Source organism: Maribacter sp. UH1 (assembly GCF_056839145.1).
On the sequence record NZ_CM166387.1, the window covers coordinates 3,906,352 to 3,924,140 of the forward strand.

The following is a 17,789-nucleotide window of genomic DNA, read 5'->3' on the forward strand; positions in this document are numbered from 1 at the left end:
ATGCTAAAATCTATTTAAGAAGTTCTTTAACTTTCCCTATAACTTCATTAACATCGTTAACTCTACTTTGTTTATACTCATAGGAAGGATATTGTTCATAATTTTCAAATTTCAGTCTTGTGTATTCAAGTGATTCAATAATAAATTTTAAATCTTTTTTTTCTAGTGCCATAATAATTTATTTAAGATAATTCTATTTCATATTTTGATTCAATAAACTCATCTAACTTACTTTTATTTTTTTCATTTATAATCATATCCATTTCTTCTTCTGAAAAATCAAATAATCCAAAGTTCTTTATGTACGTTCTGCTTAGCGAATAATATCCGGAACCATACGGTTTACTAGATTTAGTTACATAAAACCAAAAAAGTCTAGAACTCATAATTTTCTTCATAAATTCTAAATCCCTATTATTCTTAGCGACTAGAGCTAATCCATTATAAAACAAAAGGTTTTTATTTTTGTTTATTAAATAGTCAGGTATAGTAGAAGAAATATGAGGAAAAAAGAGTTTGTACTCCATCTTCTCTAAAGATTGGTTACGACCAAATTCGTACCACGTTTTATAATCAGCTCCTTTCCCTTTATCTCTAGTTGCCAAAATATCTCTGACAGATTCTAAATATTCATAAGCTTTAGGGTAACTTAATTTGAATAAATTTTCCTCGATTACTTCAATATCTTTAGATGAACGTTTATAAGGCAGAATAATCTTTTGTCGATTTTTTTTAGTAATACCTGCTTTTGCTAGTTTGTTAGGGTTTATTATATCCGAACAAATTTCTTTTTCTATTGGATATACTTGTCCATTCTGTAAATAATAGTAATTATCATCTTCAGAAATAGGAGAGAATATGTAGATTTTATTTTTTAAAGTTGCTATTCCATTTCTCGTTCTAAATTTATCGCCTAAAGGCGTACCAATAGATTCAATCTTATTGATTACATCACTACTTTGCAAGTTCCATCCATTGAAGCTATCAAGCTCGGTGTATTTAATTCTACTTAAAGTTATTTTTTCTTTTAATTCTTTTGAATTCAGTTTTGAATATTCGATATATTCTTGTTCCTCTTTAGAAATAAAACAAATGCATGTATAGGTTGATTTAGAATTAAAAACTTGTTCACTACCAAAATCTAATATTTTAATCTGGAAAGTATTCTCTTTAAAATATTCTCGCAACGCTCTTCCATTAATACTCTTAAAGAAAGTATTCATTGTAATAAAACCTAATTTTCCATGATCATCTAGAATTGATAATCCAATTTCAAAAAAAGGAATATATAAATCTGGATGACCAGTGGAACATACTGACCAATCTTTTAAAAGTTCTTTAGATTCCTCATCTAAATTCCTTGAACAAACATATGGAGGGTTTCCTACTACGTACTGAAACCCATTAAAATTTTCAATACATACTGACCAATCAAAATTAAGCGCATTCCCGGTAAATAGATTAAATACTATTTTGCTAAAATCTTCTCCTTCCGAAAGAGCAAAGAGGGTAAGAACTAATTTAGACCTTTCAATAGAGTGCCCCTGAATATCTAAACCAAATAAATTCTCTTCGAATATTAATTTATAAGATTTATTAGTCTTTTTTTTGATTAAAATAGATGCATTCAATAAAAAAGCTGAACAACCACAAGCTGGATCGCAAATTTGGACATTATCAAAATTTTGTACTCCTTTAAATATGTTATCTAATATATACTCTCTGATATAGTCAGGTGTATAAATAGCCCCAGTAATAACCCTGTCTAAGGGAGAAATAACAAACTCAAAAATCTTAATTAGTTCTTCAATATTTAATATTCTATGAACTAATAGAAACTCTTCAAGTTCAGGATATAATGGAGATTTTTCATTTATTATGTATTTTTTAAATTCTTCATTTTCAGTTTTTTCAATTTTATTAGAATAAATAAAATTGGACACAATTAATCTATTGACCTTTTCTGGGTCTTCATAATGTTTTTCTAAATATTTAAAAATCTCTTTATTCATAAATTTTAAAAGCTTAAGCTCTCAAGTATCTTTTGTAATTATTATACATTATCCCTACCTCCACAAATAATTGTTTTGCTTCTTCATTATCATTTAATTCAATTAATTTTTGAAGTTGATACATACTATTCTCTAACCGTTCCAATGTCCATATTATACTATACCTATTCAGATATAATTTGAGTTTTTTATGCATATAAACAGCTTTAGGAGAAGATTTAAAAGCAAAAATTTCACCTTTATCATTTCTAAAAAAATGTTCATTATAGTCCGAATTACAAGGGTCTAAATAATTCCCATCATCATTACTTTTTGCTCTATTAACATAAGAACAGGAATAAATAAGGTTTGAATATTTTACCTTTAAATCTGGGTAAATTGATTGTGGTTGAAAATGGTCTATTTGGAATGAAGTTGTTCCTCCAAACCAGTCATCTATACATCCAGTATATCCACATTTCTTTTTAAAATCCTCTCGAAGAAATGGTTTGTAAGTACGATAATTTTTATACTCTCTTCCCTTGTATGTACGAAAAGGTGTTTCCTCCTTATTTCTAAATAAAAGCTTAGTCATTTTTTTTACTAAGAGATTTAGTTAATTCGTCAACCTTTTTCAATAACTCAGATAATGGCTCTGATTTAATCTGCTGTTTTGCAGTTTTAGAAATATTACTTTTTTTGTCTAATGCATTTTCAATTAAAGAATCCAGTTTTATTAATTCATCATTTTCAGGAGCATCTAAAGGTTCTTTTTGAGATTTCTCAAGTAATTCAATAATTCGAGTTTCAGCGTTTTCAAGTTTTGATTTGTAATGAATTATCTGATTCTTAATTCTGTCTAAAAAAGTTGCTTTAGCTTTAGTACCTTTCTCTGAGCCATGTAAAATCCCTTTGATATATACAATATTAACATCGTCGCTCTCTCCAATTGCTGTATCATCAAATGAAGTCAATACAAAACAGGGAAATTCTTCTCTCGTTTCTAAAAAAGCCTTTACCAATTGGGTGCCATTATATGATACGTTATATTTTATACTAGTTTTAATTTCATTGAGCATATAGTCCGTGACAATTGCATCAGGATGATAGGCGATAACTTCATCTATCATTTCTTCTAAATCACCTAGGGGATAAATTGACTTTACTTCAAATAGATTTTCTAAATCTCTTTCTTCAATATAATCTTTAAAATCCTCAATATCATCATCTTCTTCGTCTATAAATAAAAGTTTATACATGATTAATTACGTTTATATTTAACTGGAAATGTTAGTCGTATTCCAAAACCTGTTTTGGGAAATAACAGAGCTGTTTTTCCGTCATTTTCTTTTACAATTGATTTAATTAGCCACATCCCTAATCCAGTTCCTTCTTCTTCTCCTGTAAATGGATTTCTACGAGTAGTAAATAAAGGTTCAAAAATTTTCTCAGGATTTTCAATGTCTTCACTTAGACCAGGTCCATTGTCATAATATTCAATAACAATCTCTTTTTGTGTAGCCTTTGTAATCACACTTATTTTCCTGGCTCTATCTTCTTTTGAATTTTTAAACGCATCAAAAGAGTTAACCAATAGGTTATTAAAAATACTATCAAATTCTATTTCGAAAACTCTTAAATCAATTTCTTCAATATTAGAAATATCAAAATTTATAGCTCTATTTTCCAAAATTATTTGCCAATCATCTTTTAAATCTTTAAAGTATTTATGAAGATAAATTTGTGGTCTTTTCCTCTTGTCTTTACGTGTCGCTCCTAATGAAAATTTCAACCAATTTTGAAGTTTTAAATCTTGTTTTTTCATTTTTTCAAGACGGGCGAATGGATTTTTTCGGTCTTCGACATTCACATAATCTTTTTCAGTGAATTTAGTCGAAACAATTTTTTTTAGTTTTTCAACTCTTGAATCAAGTACATCGTTTAATTTACTTAAATCATGGCTAAATGATGCTAGGACAATACCACTACTGGCAAGTCCTCTTAGGACTTTCTGTTCATCCTTAAGCTTTTCAATTTCTTCATCTTTTTCTCTATTTAGTTCTGCTAATACGACAGATTCATTTGACGAATCATTGGCTTTTTGATTACCACCTTGGTCTTTAGAACCACTATTATCTCCTTTTTTTTCTTTTTCCTTTTTTTCTTTCTCTTTTTTTAAGATAGATTTGGCCAATGCCTCAGCTTTTTCTCTATTAATAGCATCTTCATATTTTTCTTTGTAATAACTATCCATAGCTCTTGCTATATAAGCTCGGTCTTCTTCTAATATTAAAATTATATTTGCTAATACTTTTTTAAATATTTGAAAAGTTTTATTTTCTTGTAAACCTTCTCTACTTGATTTATCTTCAAAGTCTACGTTAGTTAGTCGGGATATTTTAATAGCACCTGAAACATTTTCTGGTTCGACTCTCCATCCTCCTTCTTCTTTGGCTATACCTGCCTGATTTTGAGATTTACGTAACCCTAAGTCTAACCAATCAAAAGATGTGTTTCTTACCTCTCCATAAGGCCTAACCCTAAAATTATCTCTAAAGAGTTTTACACCTGCAAACTTATCTAACCATGCTCTTCGATTATTAGTCATAAAAGAATTATAGTAGAATCTTTTAATATCAGCGCTACTATATCCCTTTTTCATATAGTAAAATGTAAAGTTGAAAACACCAATGTTATTAAAAACTTTCTCCTCATCTTTTTCTGAAAAGCCTGGTAATAATTGAGAAAAAGTTATTTTCTTTTCCCAATAGCCTCGAACAAAATCAGCTTTTGTATATGGCTTTGAACGCATTTCCTCTCTTTTAAAAAAGTCAGGGTCAATTAAATCTAAATCATATTCATCTCTCAAAATTTTTATAGTTACCATTTGCTTGTCATCAGCGGATGCTATCAACTTGTAGTCAAAATCATCACAAACAGAGCCAACTACTTCTCCATATTTTTCAGGATACAAAGTGGAAAACAAGAAAATTTGAAATTCTCCACTTTCCTTTGGAGGCACTAATACCTCAAGGTCAGAATATACCTGTTCAACATAATAGTCTTCCCAATTATCCCTTAAATCTGTTATTTTTAAAATCGTACCAAATTCAAAATTTACTTTCGTATTCAATTCATCTAAATCCAATTCAGGAATTTCTGTATTAATCTCTTCTTTAATTGTTTTAGAACTTATACCTGTCAAAGTAGCTTTTACCGTATCGATAGTTTTAAAATTTCCTTCAAAATCTTCCCAATTCACTTTCCAGTTATATCCACTGAAATTTGAAATCTTTCCATTTTCGTCAGTATCCGGATTATGATTTTCTGGATTATAAACTGTAATCATTTCACATTTACTACCTAACTTGTCTAATGCGAATCTGCCTATACCTTTTGCACCAGATTTAACTTTTCCTGATTTAGTAAACACATCTATAGCTTTGTGGTCAGTTCCTATTGTCATCCAATAATCTCTGATAATATTTTGAGTCATTCCCTCACCAGAATCAATTATATAAAGTGAACTAAGTTTATTAAGAGCTTTACGAAATAGTTTTTTTGACTCATCATCTAATTCCTCTTTTATGATATATTTTCCATTTTTTGAATCGTAAATACTTTCTAAAATTCTGGCATTAATACCTTTTTTTTGTAGAATATTATAATAATCAATATCAATCTCATTTTTGATTGTAGAATGTCTATTATCAAAATATACTACACTAATATCGCTATCAGCATCATAACCATTCTTAACTAGTTCAATAATAGCCCCTTTTGATGTAGCAATATTTTCTCTCCCAATAAGTCTTGCTGTTCTAGCTGATACTTTGAATGATATTTTAGACATATTCTATTTTGTTGGAAATAATAATTCTCTAATATCTGAATCTAATACATTTGCGACCTCTACCAATGTCTCTAAAGATGGTTGACTTTCGTTTGTGCACCAGTTAGAAATTGTAGATTCACTTTTACCAAGTTCTTTAGCTAACCACTTATTTTTTCTGTTTTTTTCTGCCAATACAACTTTAATACGATTTATAGTCATTTTAAGCTATTTAATTAGTGAATTAGTTTAATTTATTAATTCTATATAAGATTTTGCAATTTAAATATTTTCTACCACTATTAATAGATTTATTTCATTCGTTACTTCCTCTTATCCTTACTCCCTCTATCAAAAGCAATCAAATTAAATAGTTGTCTCATTCGAGAACGTACCCGGTTACCATAGCGCTCTTCCAACTCAGCGGCATTAAGATTTGTAGTAGCGTGTGTTTTTATTTTAGTTTGTAGAAAGAATTCATAGCGAGACAGTAATATTTCACCCATTACATTGCAATCTTTCCCATAATGCCGCCCTATGGGTTCAACACCTAAATCATCAAAACAGAAGTATTGACCATCGCCATAATCCTCAATGGTTTTATAGCCTATGTGGTTGAAACCAAATGCAATGTTTCGGGTGGGGATAATTTTATATTGTTTTTGATGAGGAACAATATGGCGCAATAATTTCATTAAACTAGTCTTACCACAACCAACTGGACCAGAAAGTAGGATTCCTTTGTTTGGGTCAATATTTAGCTTTTTACAATTCGCTTCATCTTTGATAAAGTAATTGCACAGCTTGAAAAGTATCTCTCGGTCTTCTTTATAAATTTTAAAGTTTTTGCCAAATAACAGCTTCCCTTTTGCATTGAGATAGATGAGCATTTTATCAAAGTCGTAAAGCACATTTTTACCATCAAACTTCCCAAGTGAATATTGTACACTTCCTTCAACAATGATATGTGGTTTTATATTATTCATAAAGGCTCATCGTAATCTTTATCCGAACTGGTCTTTAGGTTGTCCTGATATGGGACGGTTGTGTTTTGTTCGCTTTCAGTTTCAGAATTCTGAGAATTTAAATTTTTAAAATTTTGCCGTTTGTTTAAGTTTTTATTGTTTTCTATAGTTTGTATATGTTTGTTTATAGATACCAATGCTTGTCCAGTACTTGTCTCGATATTGGTACGACTTGGGTACTGAGCTTGTTCAGTACTTGTCCCAAAATCGAACATCTTGATTCTACTTCCCTTAAATGGGTTATGGGATGGTGTGTACAGCAAGTATTTCCAATGACTTAATTCTTTAATACAACGATGGTAGGTAGACTTAGAACCAATTTTAGAATAATCCATTACTTCCTCTCGGTTGATATAGAATTCAACTTTAAAAAAACTATTGTTCCACAACTGAAATAAGGCTACATACAAACTAATATGTGTTGGATTTAAGCGCGTGTCTTTAGAAAATTGCACAAAGACACCATTGAGGTGTTTGATATAGTTAATATCTTCCAAAGCACGATTTAGTATTTATTGTGAATCCTGTTCTTTTCTAGCACTTGTATGATTTCTTGATAATCATAGTACAATACGCCACCGACTTTAGTATAGGGTAGGGTACCATTGATTCTTAAGTTCTGTAATGTACCTGGAGAAATACCCAAAAGGTCTCTAACTTCTGGAGATTTCAGCCATTTTTTAGAGGAATGACCAGATTGATTGTTGAGTAGTTGTTTAATGTCATCGAGTAGTTCCATTTTGAATTCTCGAAGGTCTTCCGTAGTAATAATTGTTGCTGCCATATTTGTAGAACTGGTTTTAGAAAACAAAGCCGCCAATTGTTATAATTTTTAAAGACGACTTTGAATTGATTTGATTTTCGTCCTACAAATTTGGTAAGTATAATTCTACTTTATTCAATAGACAAACCCACTATGGGTTTCTTTTAAAATTTCATTTTCAATAGATTACATTAATGTGAATTTACTTATTCAAGGGAAAATCAAATTAACAATTTTGAGCAAATTTTATGAATAGCTTCTTTATGCCATGATTCCCCAAGGTGGGTTTGTAGTGGGAGATATTGAGGCTAGTTATTTATATACCAGTCAAATGCATTTTGGTATAAAATGCGTTCTTGTTCATAATCTGAAAAATTATCAATAATGCTTTTTAAATGATTAAATGTAAACGGTGTTTTTGCTCTTGTAGATGGTAAGTCTGTTCCAAACATTAATGAATCTGGGTTGATTGAATAAATCTTTTTCATTGCAGTAATTGGGTCAAAATCTAACCTTCCGAATCCTGTAGCCTTAATTTTCACCCCCTTTTCTGCCCAATAATATAAATCCTTTAATCCTGTTTTAGAAAGTCCTAAGTGGTCTATTGAGAATTTTGGAATTTGCTCAAGGGTGGATTTCAGCTCCTTTAAGTTTTTGCTGTCAACATAAAGTTCTGTATGCCAATTATAAGCATCATATAATTTGTTTGCTAATTCAACCATATTTTCTAATCTTTCAGAACCTCCTCTTTTTAAATTAAACCTAACCGCACGAATGTTAGATTCATTTAAGTTGTTTAATTTATCATCTGTCATTTCCATTGGAATATTTGCTACTCCAAAATAGTTTTTTCCAAAAGTATTAAGTGCATCCAATAAATAATCTTGATCAAATTTTTGAAATGATCCTGAAACTATTGCACCCCCTTCAATTCCATAACTTTTGACTTGCTCAACATAGTTTTTAACAGTAAATTCAGGAGGTAAATAACCATTATTTTCTACTAAAGGAAATTTTGGATTTATAATATGGAAATGAGAATCGAAAATTTTCATACTTTTTTAGGTATTTATTAAAGAACATTCATCGCAGTAAAAGCTTCTAGCGTTAAATCCAATCTTTTCTTAATGAACAAATCAGTTTTAAATTCTTTTTTGGGCTCTAAGTTTGTAGCAAAAATATAAGTGTTGTTTTCTAATTCAATATACCCAACAAACCACCCATTGTAGTACTCTCCATCATTTGATAAACCAGATTTACCACTAAGTTTAAATTGTTCCGATTCTTCAATAAGCATAATATCTTTTATTATTTTATATGTTCTTTTGGAAATAGGAAGTTCAAAGGTGTAGAGTCTTTTCAAAAAATTAATTTGCTGTATTTGACTAATTCGAGATTTTCCTTCCAACCAAAAATTATCGATATTAGTAGAATCGATTTTTAAATTTCCGTAATTTAATTTTTGAACATAATCATTCATCCTTTTAGCCCCAATTTTTCTTGCAACTTCTTGATAGCAAGGAACACATGAAAATTGAAAAGCTTTTCTGAGCACTAAATCTTGCTCCCAATTTTTTAACCACTTCTTTTTTCCATCCCACTTAAAGACAGTACTGTCACTTTCAATAACACCGGTTTCTAGTCCAATTATAGAGTTCGCTATTTTAAAAGTTGAAGCTGGTAAATTGCCATTCTTGGACCATTCAAAATCATTAGAATAATACATGTCTTTTTTTAGGTCATAAATTAAAATTGCCCCGTTAACATCAGAAGAATCAATAATTACTTGAAATTCTGGCATTTGAATTTCATTACTAATCGATTTTACTATTTCAGTGTTTTTCGATTCTTTCTGCTTTTTGCAAGAAAAGCAAAGAATTAGGAGGATTACAGTTAAAGTTGTTTTCATTTATAATAATATTAATTTAAAAGTTTCATTAGCCATCTGAATCTCTCATTCTATTGATTAAAGCATCTTTTAGACTATCCAAAAATTTTGTATTGTTTGATTTACGAGACCTAAGTTCTATAAAAGTATGATAATAATTCCCCAATTCCACATTAAATAGCTGTTCACAAGCTGTCGCCAATTCCTTTATATCAGCAGTTCCATTGTTAACTGCTCCGGTGCTATGTAGGGCATAAATTAATTCAATCAAATCGGTTTTACTACCGGTCCAAAAGAGCCTTGACTGCTTTTGAATTGAAGCGTTTTCTGTTTCCATACCATTACTATTATCTAATTTATCTGTTTCTTTTTTTAGATGGATTATAAGCATATCATAAGCTAAAATTGTTGCTACAGCACTGTCATGACTTGTTGAGAATTCTTTATCAGTAAAAAAATGAAACGTTTCAGGATTTAGCCGTATATCCGCCTTATCTCTTAAAAAATATAAATCATCTAAAAGTGTTGCCCCTCTTCGGTAATAATGATAAAATTCAAGGTTATCATTAAAATATACTTGTAATTTGTCGATATGGTTATTTAAGTATTCTATCTGGGACTTTTTACTGCTTCTCGGCCTTTTTGTTTCAATATTAAATAGCTTAACATAATAAATGAGTTTACTAAAAACTTGTGGCTTATAATTTTTAAAGAAGTTTATTTCAGAAAAATCATTTTCAAAAGTTTTTTTTATCACTAAATCCCTTAATTTTTCTAATGTATACTTAGACAATTTTATTCCTTGCTCAGCTTTATAAAGAATATCACTTGAATCAGCTTCTAAGGATTCAAGTTTGTATTCCAAATTCTTTATTAGTTCTAAGTGCGATTTCATGATTAGACACCAATTTTATTTTTTTAGCACTTTAATAAATATTATTTAATGTAAATAATAGAATTATATATTATCCTTGGTTACCCACTTTGCTGTAATAGATGGGACATAATTTTTCATTCTTTCAATCAATTTTTCAGTATCATTATCAACAATTAACATATTGTGATATGTATTTTTAGTAAATCCTTCAGATACTGTTTTTCTGGAAAAATTTATTAATTCATCATAGTAACCATTAACATTTAAAATACTAATTGGTTTACAGTGAAGCCCTAATTGAGCAAATGTTGATATTTCGAAAAATTCCTCCATAGACCCATGTCCACCAGGTAAAACAATAAACCCATCTGAAATTTTTTCAATCTTACTTTTTCGTTGATGCATTGTATCCACTTGAATCAATTGAGTTAATCCTTTGTGAGCTATTTCTTTCTCTATTAGAAACTTTGGCATTACACCAATTACAATTCCACTAGAATTTAACGCACCATCGGCAAGTTTACCCATTAAACCTACAGAACCACCCCCGTAAACAATTGTAATAGATTTTTTTGCTAATAGTGCACCTAATTTAAAGGCTTCTTTTCCATAATTCTCATTCGCGCCAATACTTGACCCACAAAATACAGCAATACTCTTCATCTTCTTTATCAGATTGTACTATTCCTAGTTTTAAAAAACTCTACCATTTTACCTTTTTAAACTTTTTATTTCATCCAAGTTGGCATTGTTTTAGAATCATGGTTGGCTCCAACAATATCACGATACAGATCTGGTCTTCTGGCTTGTTTGTATCTCCAACCTCCAGAAAGTGATATTTTATCCTTAGTAAGTTTTGAAATTGAAATTTCATCTTCAAAAGACTTAATTTCAGACAAGACCTCTCCAAACGGGTCAATTATCATAGAATTACCATTCTTCAAGTGCTCTCCATCATAACCGATTGGGTTAGTAAATGCATAATACACACCATTATCATAAGCCCTTGCAGGCAACCAACGCATTAACCATCTCCTTCCTTTAGGGCCATCAAACTCCAACCTCAAAGATACAGGGTCGGTTTCTCTGTTCTCCCAATACTTCTTTTCGACGTAGCCCCTTAATGGCATTGCTGATGGAGTACAACCTGTAACATGAGGAGCAAAAATTATTTCTGCCCCCAAAAGGCTAGTGGCTCTGACATTTTCGATAACATTGTTGTCATAACAAATTAATATTCCACATTTCCAACCAAGAAGATCAAATACACAATATTCATTTCCGGATGACATATACTTATTTATAAAAGGATGTAATTTTCTGTATTTTGCAATTACTCCCTGTTTAGTTACGCATATATAAGTATTGAAAATTTTATTATTTTCTTTTTCAATTAATCCAGCCAAAATGGGTATGTCAAATTCCTTAGCAATTTCTATTAAAGCCTGAGTACTTTCTCCATTTGGCACTTCCTCTGCCAAATTAAATATCTGTTCTTTATTTAAGTCCTTAGTAAACGTATAGGCAGTAATACACATTTCATGAAAACTTATAACGTTTGCCCCCATAGATTTGGCTTTCTCTGCGAGACTTTTAATTACAGAAAGGTTGTACTTCTTATCCCCGTCTTTGGGTTGAAATTGGGCTACAGCTAAATTCATATACATTACTTTAAATTATGGTTACAATTTTTACTAAATAAGTCAAAATATTCATTAATAATATGTATTAGTCAAAAATATTAAAATTTAGTACACTATACTACTAAATTATACTATATTTGCTTAAAATAAATTAAACCCGTTTAATTATGATAAAAAATTTACACGAAACAAGTGGTTACAAAATACGTAATGTGTCTTTGCTTTTGGTAAATAAGATAAATCAGAATTTTATAAAAGAAGGTTTTGATATCACTGCAGAACAACTTAAAATGTTAGTTGTTTTATGGGAGAGTGATGGTAAGACACAAAATGAACTAGGAGAAAGTGTTGGTAAATTTAAAACAAGTGTAACTAAACTTGTAGATGGTCTTGAAAAGCGAAAGTTAATTCAAAGAGCTCCACATCCTACAGATCGTAGAGCCAATGTTATTTATTTAACTGAAGTTGGCAAAAACATTAAAAAACAACTCATGCCAATTATTGAAAATACGTTAAGTGAAGCCCATAATAATATATCGAATGAAAAATTGATAGTTTTTCATGAGGTCTTAAATGAAATAGAGAAAAATTTAAAATAAAAAAATTTAAATAAATAGTACACTATACTACTAAATACTATTATACTAAAATGAAAAATATTAAATACACTTTAAAAATTATTCAAACTAAAATTCTTTTTGGGGCTTTATTCTTTTTTGGAACCTCCACAATACTTGGACAAAATACTTCTGATTCTCTCTCTTTACAAAATGTATTGAAGATTATATTAGAGCATAATCCAATATTGAAACAATCTGAAGGCAAAATTGAAATAGCTCAATCCAACATAGGTGTCGCTAAAAGCTATAAATATCCTAAAATGATTTTAGAAGGGTCTTTTACTTACGTAGATCCTGTCTCAGAGGTAACCTTACCCATAGGAGATAACCCCATAGTCCTTCCTTTGTTTCCTAACGACAATTATAATGTATATGCCGGAGTACAGTATGTACTCTATGATTTCGGAAGAACAAAAGAGGTTATCAATATATCTAAAATTGAAAAGTTAATTTTAGAAGAAGGGTTAGAAGCTGCACAAAAGCAGCTTACATATGCGGCAACAGAACTATTCACAACAATTTTATTTACAGAGAACGCAATTAATGTTCAAAATCAACTTATTACTTCTTTACAGCGAAATTTAAAACGGATTAATGGTTTTGTAGACAATGGGCTGGCAACAAGTTTTGACCAAGTGAATACTAATGTTAGAATAACAACTGCACAAAATAAAAAAGTAAGTCTTCAAAATTCTTTAAACAATCTAAAGTATCATTTAGGAGAATTAATGGGGAGGTCTCCTAATGCAAAAGAATTAGCAATAAAAGGAGTTTTAAATATTGAAAAACAACGTACTGAAAAAACCCTTAAAACAAAAGAAATTCGAAGTGAACTAACTATTGCAAAACACGTAGACTCCATATTAGTTAGTGGTCAAAATTTGGCAAATAAGGGAAATCTACCTTTTATAACTATAGGTGGCACTACAGGTTTTCACAATGGATACTTACCTGACCTGGATGAATTCAGATTTAATTATGCTGCATTTGCTAAAGTAACGGTTCCACTATTTCAAGGTTTTAAGGTAAAGCATGAACAGCAAATTGCCAAAATAAAAAAGAAGAACAGTAAATGGCATCTAAATGAAATAAATACAAAAATTAATACAGAATTAACTTCTGCCATAGAAACTTTAGAGAACGCCTATAAACAATATGAAAACAATAAAATATTAATTCATCAAGCCGAAATAGCAGTAAAACAGGCTCGAAAAAAGTATGACAATCAATTAATTACCAATTTGGATTTATTGGATACTGAGGTAGTATTATCTGGTGCACAATTATCCTTATTAGAATCTGAATACAAATGCATAATAGCTCAGTATAAAGTAAAACAAGCAAAAGGAATAAAAATTTGGCAATCAACTTTTAAGTAATAAAGAAATGAAAAACACAAAAGATTCAAAAAACACGAAGAAAATAATCATTTTATCTATCCTTTTAATTGCGTTAATATACTGCTGTTATCTTTTTATTGGGCATTTAAGATATGAGAAAACTGATAATGCCCAAGTTGAAGGTCACATATATCAAGTTAACCCCAAAATTGGCGGGCAAGTATTAGAAGTCTTAGTAGACGACAATGAGTTCGTTGAAAAAGGTCAGGTTTTAGCACGTATCGATAAAAGTGATATAGAGTTAATGTACGCACAAGCCAAAGCAGGTTTAGCACAAATACAAGCAGAAAAAGCTGCTGCTTTAGCAGCTGTAGAAGCTTCTAAATCTGCATCCAGAGCTGCATTTACCAATATAGCTGTAGTAAAAGCAAAGAAAAAAAGACTAAGCACAGATTTAGTACGCTTTACAAATCTTCGTAATGACGACATCATACCGCAATCTAAAATCGATGATATCAACACCAGTTTTGATGTCGTTACTTCACAAGTTGCAGCTGCGGAGCAACAATATAATGCCTCCAATGGTCAGTATAACGCCTCTTTTCAAAAAATCAGTAGTATAGATGCAGCTATTGAAGCCGCCGAGGTTCAAGTTCAAAACACAGAGTTAAAACTATCTTATACTGAGATTAAAGCCCCAGCTTCTGGTGTAGTATCCAGAAAAATGATTGAAGCTGGGCAAGTAATTGGTCCTGGACAGCCACTTATGGCCATAACAGATTTTTCAGAATTATGGATTGTTGCAAATTTTAAAGAAGGTCAAGTTTCCAAAATGGTAGAAGGTCAAGACGTCGAAATTAAAATCGATGCATTTTCTAACAAGCATTTTACAGGAAAAATAGAATCTATTGCGGCAGCAACTGGGGCTAAATTTTCACTTTTTCCTGCAGATAATGCAACTGGGAATTTTACAAAAGTTACGCAAAGAATACCTGTAAAAATTCTTTTTAATGAGAATGAAATAAAAGATGAAAAATTACGAGCAGGTATGAGTGCAGTTATCAAAGTAATCAACAATTAGTACTATGAATACATTAGCTACGACAAAAAATAAAAGTAGTACCGTTAACCTAGGGAGTACTCTTTCTCTCGGTTCAAAAAAAAAGTGGCTCCTACTTTTAGGGTTCACAGTTTGCGCGGCACTAGATATTTTAGTTGCTACTTCTTCATCTGTAGCTATTGATGAAATTGCTGGTTTTTTAAGTGCAACAGCAGACGAAATAGTTTGGATGAATATTGGGTATTTTATATCTAAGTTGATTGCTTTAATACTCTCCATTCAGTTGACTAAAATTATAGGTGGGAAAAAATTATTTCTATACTCACTTATCATATTTATTATAGGAGCTTTTTTGTGCGGTACTACTACATCTTTAGGTGTTTTTATGGTTGGCCGAGTGTTGTTAGGTGCAGGTAGTGCCGCTTTTTACACCGTTGCTCAGGCTGTTCTGTTTACCATATTCCCAATTAAAAAACAAGGAACTATACAAGCAATTTTCAGCTTAGCCATTGTTTTAGGACCTAATGTTATTCCTGCCTTTAGTGGTTGGCTTACTTATCACTATATATGGCAGCTAATATTTTTATTCACAGTAATCATAGGCATATGTGCAATCCCTTTAATTAATCAAATACCAAAATTTGTTTTACCCAAAAGTTCTAAAAATGAATTTAAAATCAATTGGCTGAATGTTGTTTGGCTATCAATAGGACTGGGCGCATTTCAATTCGTTATGGAGGAAGGATCCAGATACGATTGGTTTGAAGAACAAAAAATATCAATATTATCAATTACTGCACTAATTGGATTTACTTTATTTTTTATTCAAAATAAAAGAGATCATCTGAACTATAAGCTAATTGACTTTTCTGTATTTAGAAATTCGTCTTTCTCATTAGCATTTTTAATAAGTTTTGTCTCCGGTTTTGCTTTATTTGGAAGCGGAGCAGTTATCCCTGGATTTGTTCAAAATGTACTTCGTTATCAAAGTGCTGCAGTAGGTTACACATTATTTCCAAGTGGTATTGCCATTCTTTTAGGGTTGATTATTAGCGCTATTATTGTAGATACAAAAAAAATCCCTCCTTTTGCTAGTGCTGCTTTAGGTGTGGTATGCGTTATAACTTCTATGATCTTTGTATCCGATGTTACTATAATATCCGGTTTCCCTGATATGATTCCTGCAATGATGCTTAGAGGCCTTGGTCTTGGGCTGCTATTTGTTCCTATAATCTTTATTGCTTTTAACGAATTAAAAGGCAATGAACTATTAACTGGTACTGGGCTGTTCAATTTTGGGAGACAGTGTGGAGGTTCATTTGCTATGGCTTTTCTGCCCACTTATCTAGCACATCAAATGGCATTTCATAGGAAAAACCTACTACAACACACCACCCCGTACAATACTCTTTTTAATGACAGGGTGCAAGGAGCTACACAGGCACTTATTTCTAGAGGTTATAATCCTATAGAAGCTAAAAGTGCAGCACTTGGCACTGTTGATATTGCATTAAATGTACAATCTGCAGTTTTAGCATTTCAAAATACCTTTTTTGCTATTTCCATGGTGTTTTTATGTGCTGCACCTGTAATCATTGCAACAAAAATTTATTTAAACAAAAGAGATTTAAACCAAATACAAATAAAATGAAATTAGAAAGTATACTTTTTGAATCCACTGATTTAGGGGATTTAAAATTAAAAAACCGTATAGTTATGGCACCCATGACAAGGAGTCGAGCTGCTGAAGATGGGGTTCCAACTCCAATAATGGCTACATATTATGCCCAACGAGCAAGCGCAGGTTTAATTATATCAGAAGCATCGCAAATATCATTGCAAGGAACAAGCTATCCCAATACACCAGGCATATACACAAAGAACCAAGTAATTGGCTGGAATAAAGTTACAGACGCTGTACATGAAGCAGGAAGTAAAATTTTCATACAATTATTTCATGGTGGACGAATATCTCACCCAAATAACCAAGGAGGAAAAATACCTGTTGCGCCTTCGTCTATAAAAGCAGAAGGGCAAATACATACATCGGCTCAAAATAAAATGGAAGCTTTTGTTTCTCCCAAACCATTGAGAATTGAAGAAATTGAGGGCATAATTATGCAATTTGGCATTGCCGCAAAAAATGCTTTTGATGCTGGTTTTGATGGTATTGAAATCCATGCAGCAAACGGATATTTGATTGATCAATTTTTAAGAGATAGCACAAATAAACGAACGGATAAATATGGTGGTGCATTTGAAAATAGGATACGTTTTTTAGTCGAAATAATTCAAGAAGTCCGTAAATACTTTAGCCTACAAAAAATCGGAGTACGACTATCACCTCTAAGTACTTTTAATGACATAAGTGATAGTAATCCATTAGGATTATATTCTTATTTATTACAAGAACTTAGTCATTATAATTTGGCTTATATCCATTTGATAGAAGATGGCGAAGCTTACAAAAACTCTGATTTTATATATGGGGTAAGTGCAACATTAGGTAAATATTATAAAGGGAAAATCATTGGTAATGGAGGGTATACTTTAGAAAAAGCAGATTTTGAAATATTCAATGGTATTGTAGATGTTGTTGCTTTTGGCAAATTATTTATTTCTAATCCAGACCTACCTAAACGGTTTATGCTAGAAGCCGATTTTAATGTGCCTGATGAAAGCTCATATTATGTAGGGGGCAAAGCAGGTTATATTGACTATGAAACATTAGAAGGCTAGAACTTTTAATC

At 30.9% G+C, this 17,789-nt stretch carries 19 protein-coding genes; 5 read left to right on the forward strand and 14 right to left on the reverse strand.

Going from position 1 to position 17,789, the window contains the following annotated elements:
* Nucleotides 1-10 precede the first annotated feature (10 nt).
* The 14 genes from UH1x_RS16845 to UH1x_RS16910 form a co-directional block, all read right to left on the reverse strand.
* The gene (locus tag UH1x_RS16845) at nt 11-172 is read right to left on the reverse strand and encodes a hypothetical protein (RefSeq protein ID WP_482623136.1); all 162 of its coding nucleotides are present in this window, start codon (nt 170-172) and stop codon (nt 11-13) included.
* 10 nt (nt 173-182) lie between these two features.
* Nucleotides 183-2,012 carry an Eco57I restriction-modification methylase domain-containing protein gene (locus tag UH1x_RS16850; RefSeq protein ID WP_482623137.1) on the reverse strand — a complete coding sequence of 610 codons (1,830 nt, stop codon included), beginning with the start codon at nt 2,010-2,012 and terminating at the stop codon, nt 183-185.
* A gap of 13 nt (nt 2,013-2,025) precedes the next feature.
* The gene (locus UH1x_RS16855) at nt 2,026-2,586 is read right to left on the reverse strand and encodes an HNH endonuclease family protein (RefSeq protein ID WP_482623138.1); all 561 of its coding nucleotides are present in this window, start codon (nt 2,584-2,586) and stop codon (nt 2,026-2,028) included.
* On the reverse strand, nt 2,579-3,250 hold the full coding sequence (locus tag UH1x_RS16860; RefSeq protein ID WP_482623139.1) for a hypothetical protein: 672 nt from the start codon (nt 3,248-3,250) through the stop codon (nt 2,579-2,581). The genes UH1x_RS16855 and UH1x_RS16860 overlap by 8 nt, the downstream gene beginning before the upstream one ends.
* Before the next feature lie 2 nt (nt 3,251-3,252).
* Nucleotides 3,253-5,844, reverse strand: coding sequence for an ATP-binding protein (locus tag UH1x_RS16865; RefSeq protein ID WP_482623140.1), 2,592 nt, complete (start codon nt 5,842-5,844; stop codon nt 3,253-3,255).
* Nucleotides 5,845-5,847: 3 nt separating this feature from the next.
* Entirely contained in the window at nt 5,848-6,045 is a 198-nt protein-coding gene (locus UH1x_RS16870; protein WP_482623141.1) for a helix-turn-helix transcriptional regulator, read from the reverse strand.
* A gap of 101 nt (nt 6,046-6,146) precedes the next feature.
* On the reverse strand, nt 6,147-6,809 hold the full coding sequence (locus UH1x_RS16875; protein ID WP_482623142.1) for a P-loop NTPase family protein: 663 nt from the start codon (nt 6,807-6,809) through the stop codon (nt 6,147-6,149).
* The gene (locus tag UH1x_RS16880; RefSeq protein ID WP_482623143.1) at nt 6,806-7,345 is read right to left on the reverse strand and encodes a hypothetical protein; all 540 of its coding nucleotides are present in this window, start codon (nt 7,343-7,345) and stop codon (nt 6,806-6,808) included. Before UH1x_RS16880 ends, UH1x_RS16875 begins: the two co-directional genes overlap by 4 nt.
* An 8-nt stretch (nt 7,346-7,353) precedes the next feature.
* Nucleotides 7,354-7,632: a helix-turn-helix domain-containing protein gene (locus UH1x_RS16885; protein ID WP_482623144.1), complete on the reverse strand. Its 279-nt coding sequence runs from the start codon at nt 7,630-7,632 to the stop codon at nt 7,354-7,356.
* 287 nt (nt 7,633-7,919) lie between these two features.
* The gene (locus UH1x_RS16890; RefSeq protein WP_482623145.1) at nt 7,920-8,666 is read right to left on the reverse strand and encodes an amidohydrolase family protein; all 747 of its coding nucleotides are present in this window, start codon (nt 8,664-8,666) and stop codon (nt 7,920-7,922) included.
* Between the two features lie 17 nt (nt 8,667-8,683).
* Complete coding sequence (blaOXA, locus tag UH1x_RS16895) at nt 8,684-9,520, reverse strand: class D beta-lactamase (RefSeq protein WP_482623146.1); 837 nt, start codon at nt 9,518-9,520, stop codon at nt 8,684-8,686.
* Nucleotides 9,521-9,548: 28 nt separating this feature from the next.
* Nucleotides 9,549-10,394 (reverse strand): RteC domain-containing protein, encoded by an 846-nt coding sequence (locus UH1x_RS16900; RefSeq protein WP_482623147.1) that lies wholly within the window; start codon nt 10,392-10,394, stop codon nt 9,549-9,551.
* 63 nt (nt 10,395-10,457) lie between these two features.
* Complete coding sequence (locus tag UH1x_RS16905; protein ID WP_482623148.1) at nt 10,458-11,039, reverse strand: LOG family protein; 582 nt, start codon at nt 11,037-11,039, stop codon at nt 10,458-10,460.
* A gap of 65 nt (nt 11,040-11,104) precedes the next feature.
* A complete protein-coding gene (locus UH1x_RS16910) occupies nt 11,105-12,037 on the reverse strand; it encodes a nitrilase family protein (RefSeq protein WP_482623149.1) in 933 nt (310 codons plus the stop codon).
* A gap of 149 nt (nt 12,038-12,186) precedes the next feature.
* Between UH1x_RS16910 and UH1x_RS16915 the strand changes: the two genes are divergently transcribed.
* The 5 genes from UH1x_RS16915 to UH1x_RS16935 are packed head-to-tail and all read left to right on the forward strand — an operon-like array spanning nt 12,187 to nt 17,778.
* Complete coding sequence (locus UH1x_RS16915; RefSeq protein WP_482623150.1) at nt 12,187-12,618, forward strand: MarR family winged helix-turn-helix transcriptional regulator; 432 nt, start codon at nt 12,187-12,189, stop codon at nt 12,616-12,618.
* 50 nt (nt 12,619-12,668) lie between these two features.
* Nucleotides 12,669-14,018: a TolC family protein gene (locus tag UH1x_RS16920; protein WP_482623151.1), complete on the forward strand. Its 1,350-nt coding sequence runs from the start codon at nt 12,669-12,671 to the stop codon at nt 14,016-14,018.
* Nucleotides 14,019-14,025: 7 nt separating this feature from the next.
* Complete coding sequence (locus tag UH1x_RS16925; protein WP_482623152.1) at nt 14,026-15,060, forward strand: HlyD family secretion protein; 1,035 nt, start codon at nt 14,026-14,028, stop codon at nt 15,058-15,060.
* A gap of 4 nt (nt 15,061-15,064) precedes the next feature.
* Nucleotides 15,065-16,690, forward strand: coding sequence for a DHA2 family efflux MFS transporter permease subunit (locus UH1x_RS16930; protein WP_482623153.1), 1,626 nt, complete (start codon nt 15,065-15,067; stop codon nt 16,688-16,690).
* A complete protein-coding gene (locus tag UH1x_RS16935) occupies nt 16,687-17,778 on the forward strand; it encodes an alkene reductase (RefSeq protein WP_482623154.1) in 1,092 nt (363 codons plus the stop codon). Before UH1x_RS16930 ends, UH1x_RS16935 begins: the two co-directional genes overlap by 4 nt.
* Nucleotides 17,779-17,789: the final 11 nt, after the last annotated feature.

Coding starts and splice junctions, on each gene's coding strand:
- UH1x_RS16925 (WP_482623152.1), top strand. CDS start 14,026: ATGAAAAACACAAAAGATTCAAAAAACACGAAGAAAATAATCATTTTA.
- UH1x_RS16920 (WP_482623151.1), top strand. CDS start 12,669: ATGAAAAATATTAAATACACTTTAAAAATTATTCAAACTAAAATTCTT.
- UH1x_RS16890 (WP_482623145.1), bottom strand. CDS start 8,666: ATGAAAATTTTCGATTCTCATTTCCATATTATAAATCCAAAATTTCCT.
- UH1x_RS16850 (WP_482623137.1), bottom strand. CDS start 2,012: ATGAATAAAGAGATTTTTAAATATTTAGAAAAACATTATGAAGACCCA.
- blaOXA (WP_482623146.1), bottom strand. CDS start 9,520: ATGAAAACAACTTTAACTGTAATCCTCCTAATTCTTTGCTTTTCTTGC.
- UH1x_RS16930 (WP_482623153.1), top strand. CDS start 15,065: ATGAATACATTAGCTACGACAAAAAATAAAAGTAGTACCGTTAACCTA.
- UH1x_RS16855 (WP_482623138.1), bottom strand. CDS start 2,586: ATGACTAAGCTTTTATTTAGAAATAAGGAGGAAACACCTTTTCGTACA.
- UH1x_RS16845 (WP_482623136.1), bottom strand. CDS start 172: ATGGCACTAGAAAAAAAAGATTTAAAATTTATTATTGAATCACTTGAA.
- UH1x_RS16865 (WP_482623140.1), bottom strand. CDS start 5,844: ATGTCTAAAATATCATTCAAAGTATCAGCTAGAACAGCAAGACTTATT.
- UH1x_RS16900 (WP_482623147.1), bottom strand. CDS start 10,394: ATGAAATCGCACTTAGAACTAATAAAGAATTTGGAATACAAACTTGAA.
- UH1x_RS16915 (WP_482623150.1), top strand. CDS start 12,187: ATGATAAAAAATTTACACGAAACAAGTGGTTACAAAATACGTAATGTG.
- UH1x_RS16935 (WP_482623154.1), top strand. CDS start 16,687: ATGAAATTAGAAAGTATACTTTTTGAATCCACTGATTTAGGGGATTTA.
- UH1x_RS16860 (WP_482623139.1), bottom strand. CDS start 3,250: ATGTATAAACTTTTATTTATAGACGAAGAAGATGATGATATTGAGGAT.
- UH1x_RS16870 (WP_482623141.1), bottom strand. CDS start 6,045: ATGACTATAAATCGTATTAAAGTTGTATTGGCAGAAAAAAACAGAAAA.
- UH1x_RS16875 (WP_482623142.1), bottom strand. CDS start 6,809: ATGAATAATATAAAACCACATATCATTGTTGAAGGAAGTGTACAATAT.
- UH1x_RS16885 (WP_482623144.1), bottom strand. CDS start 7,632: ATGGCAGCAACAATTATTACTACGGAAGACCTTCGAGAATTCAAAATG.
- UH1x_RS16910 (WP_482623149.1), bottom strand. CDS start 12,037: ATGAATTTAGCTGTAGCCCAATTTCAACCCAAAGACGGGGATAAGAAG.
- UH1x_RS16905 (WP_482623148.1), bottom strand. CDS start 11,039: ATGAAGAGTATTGCTGTATTTTGTGGGTCAAGTATTGGCGCGAATGAG.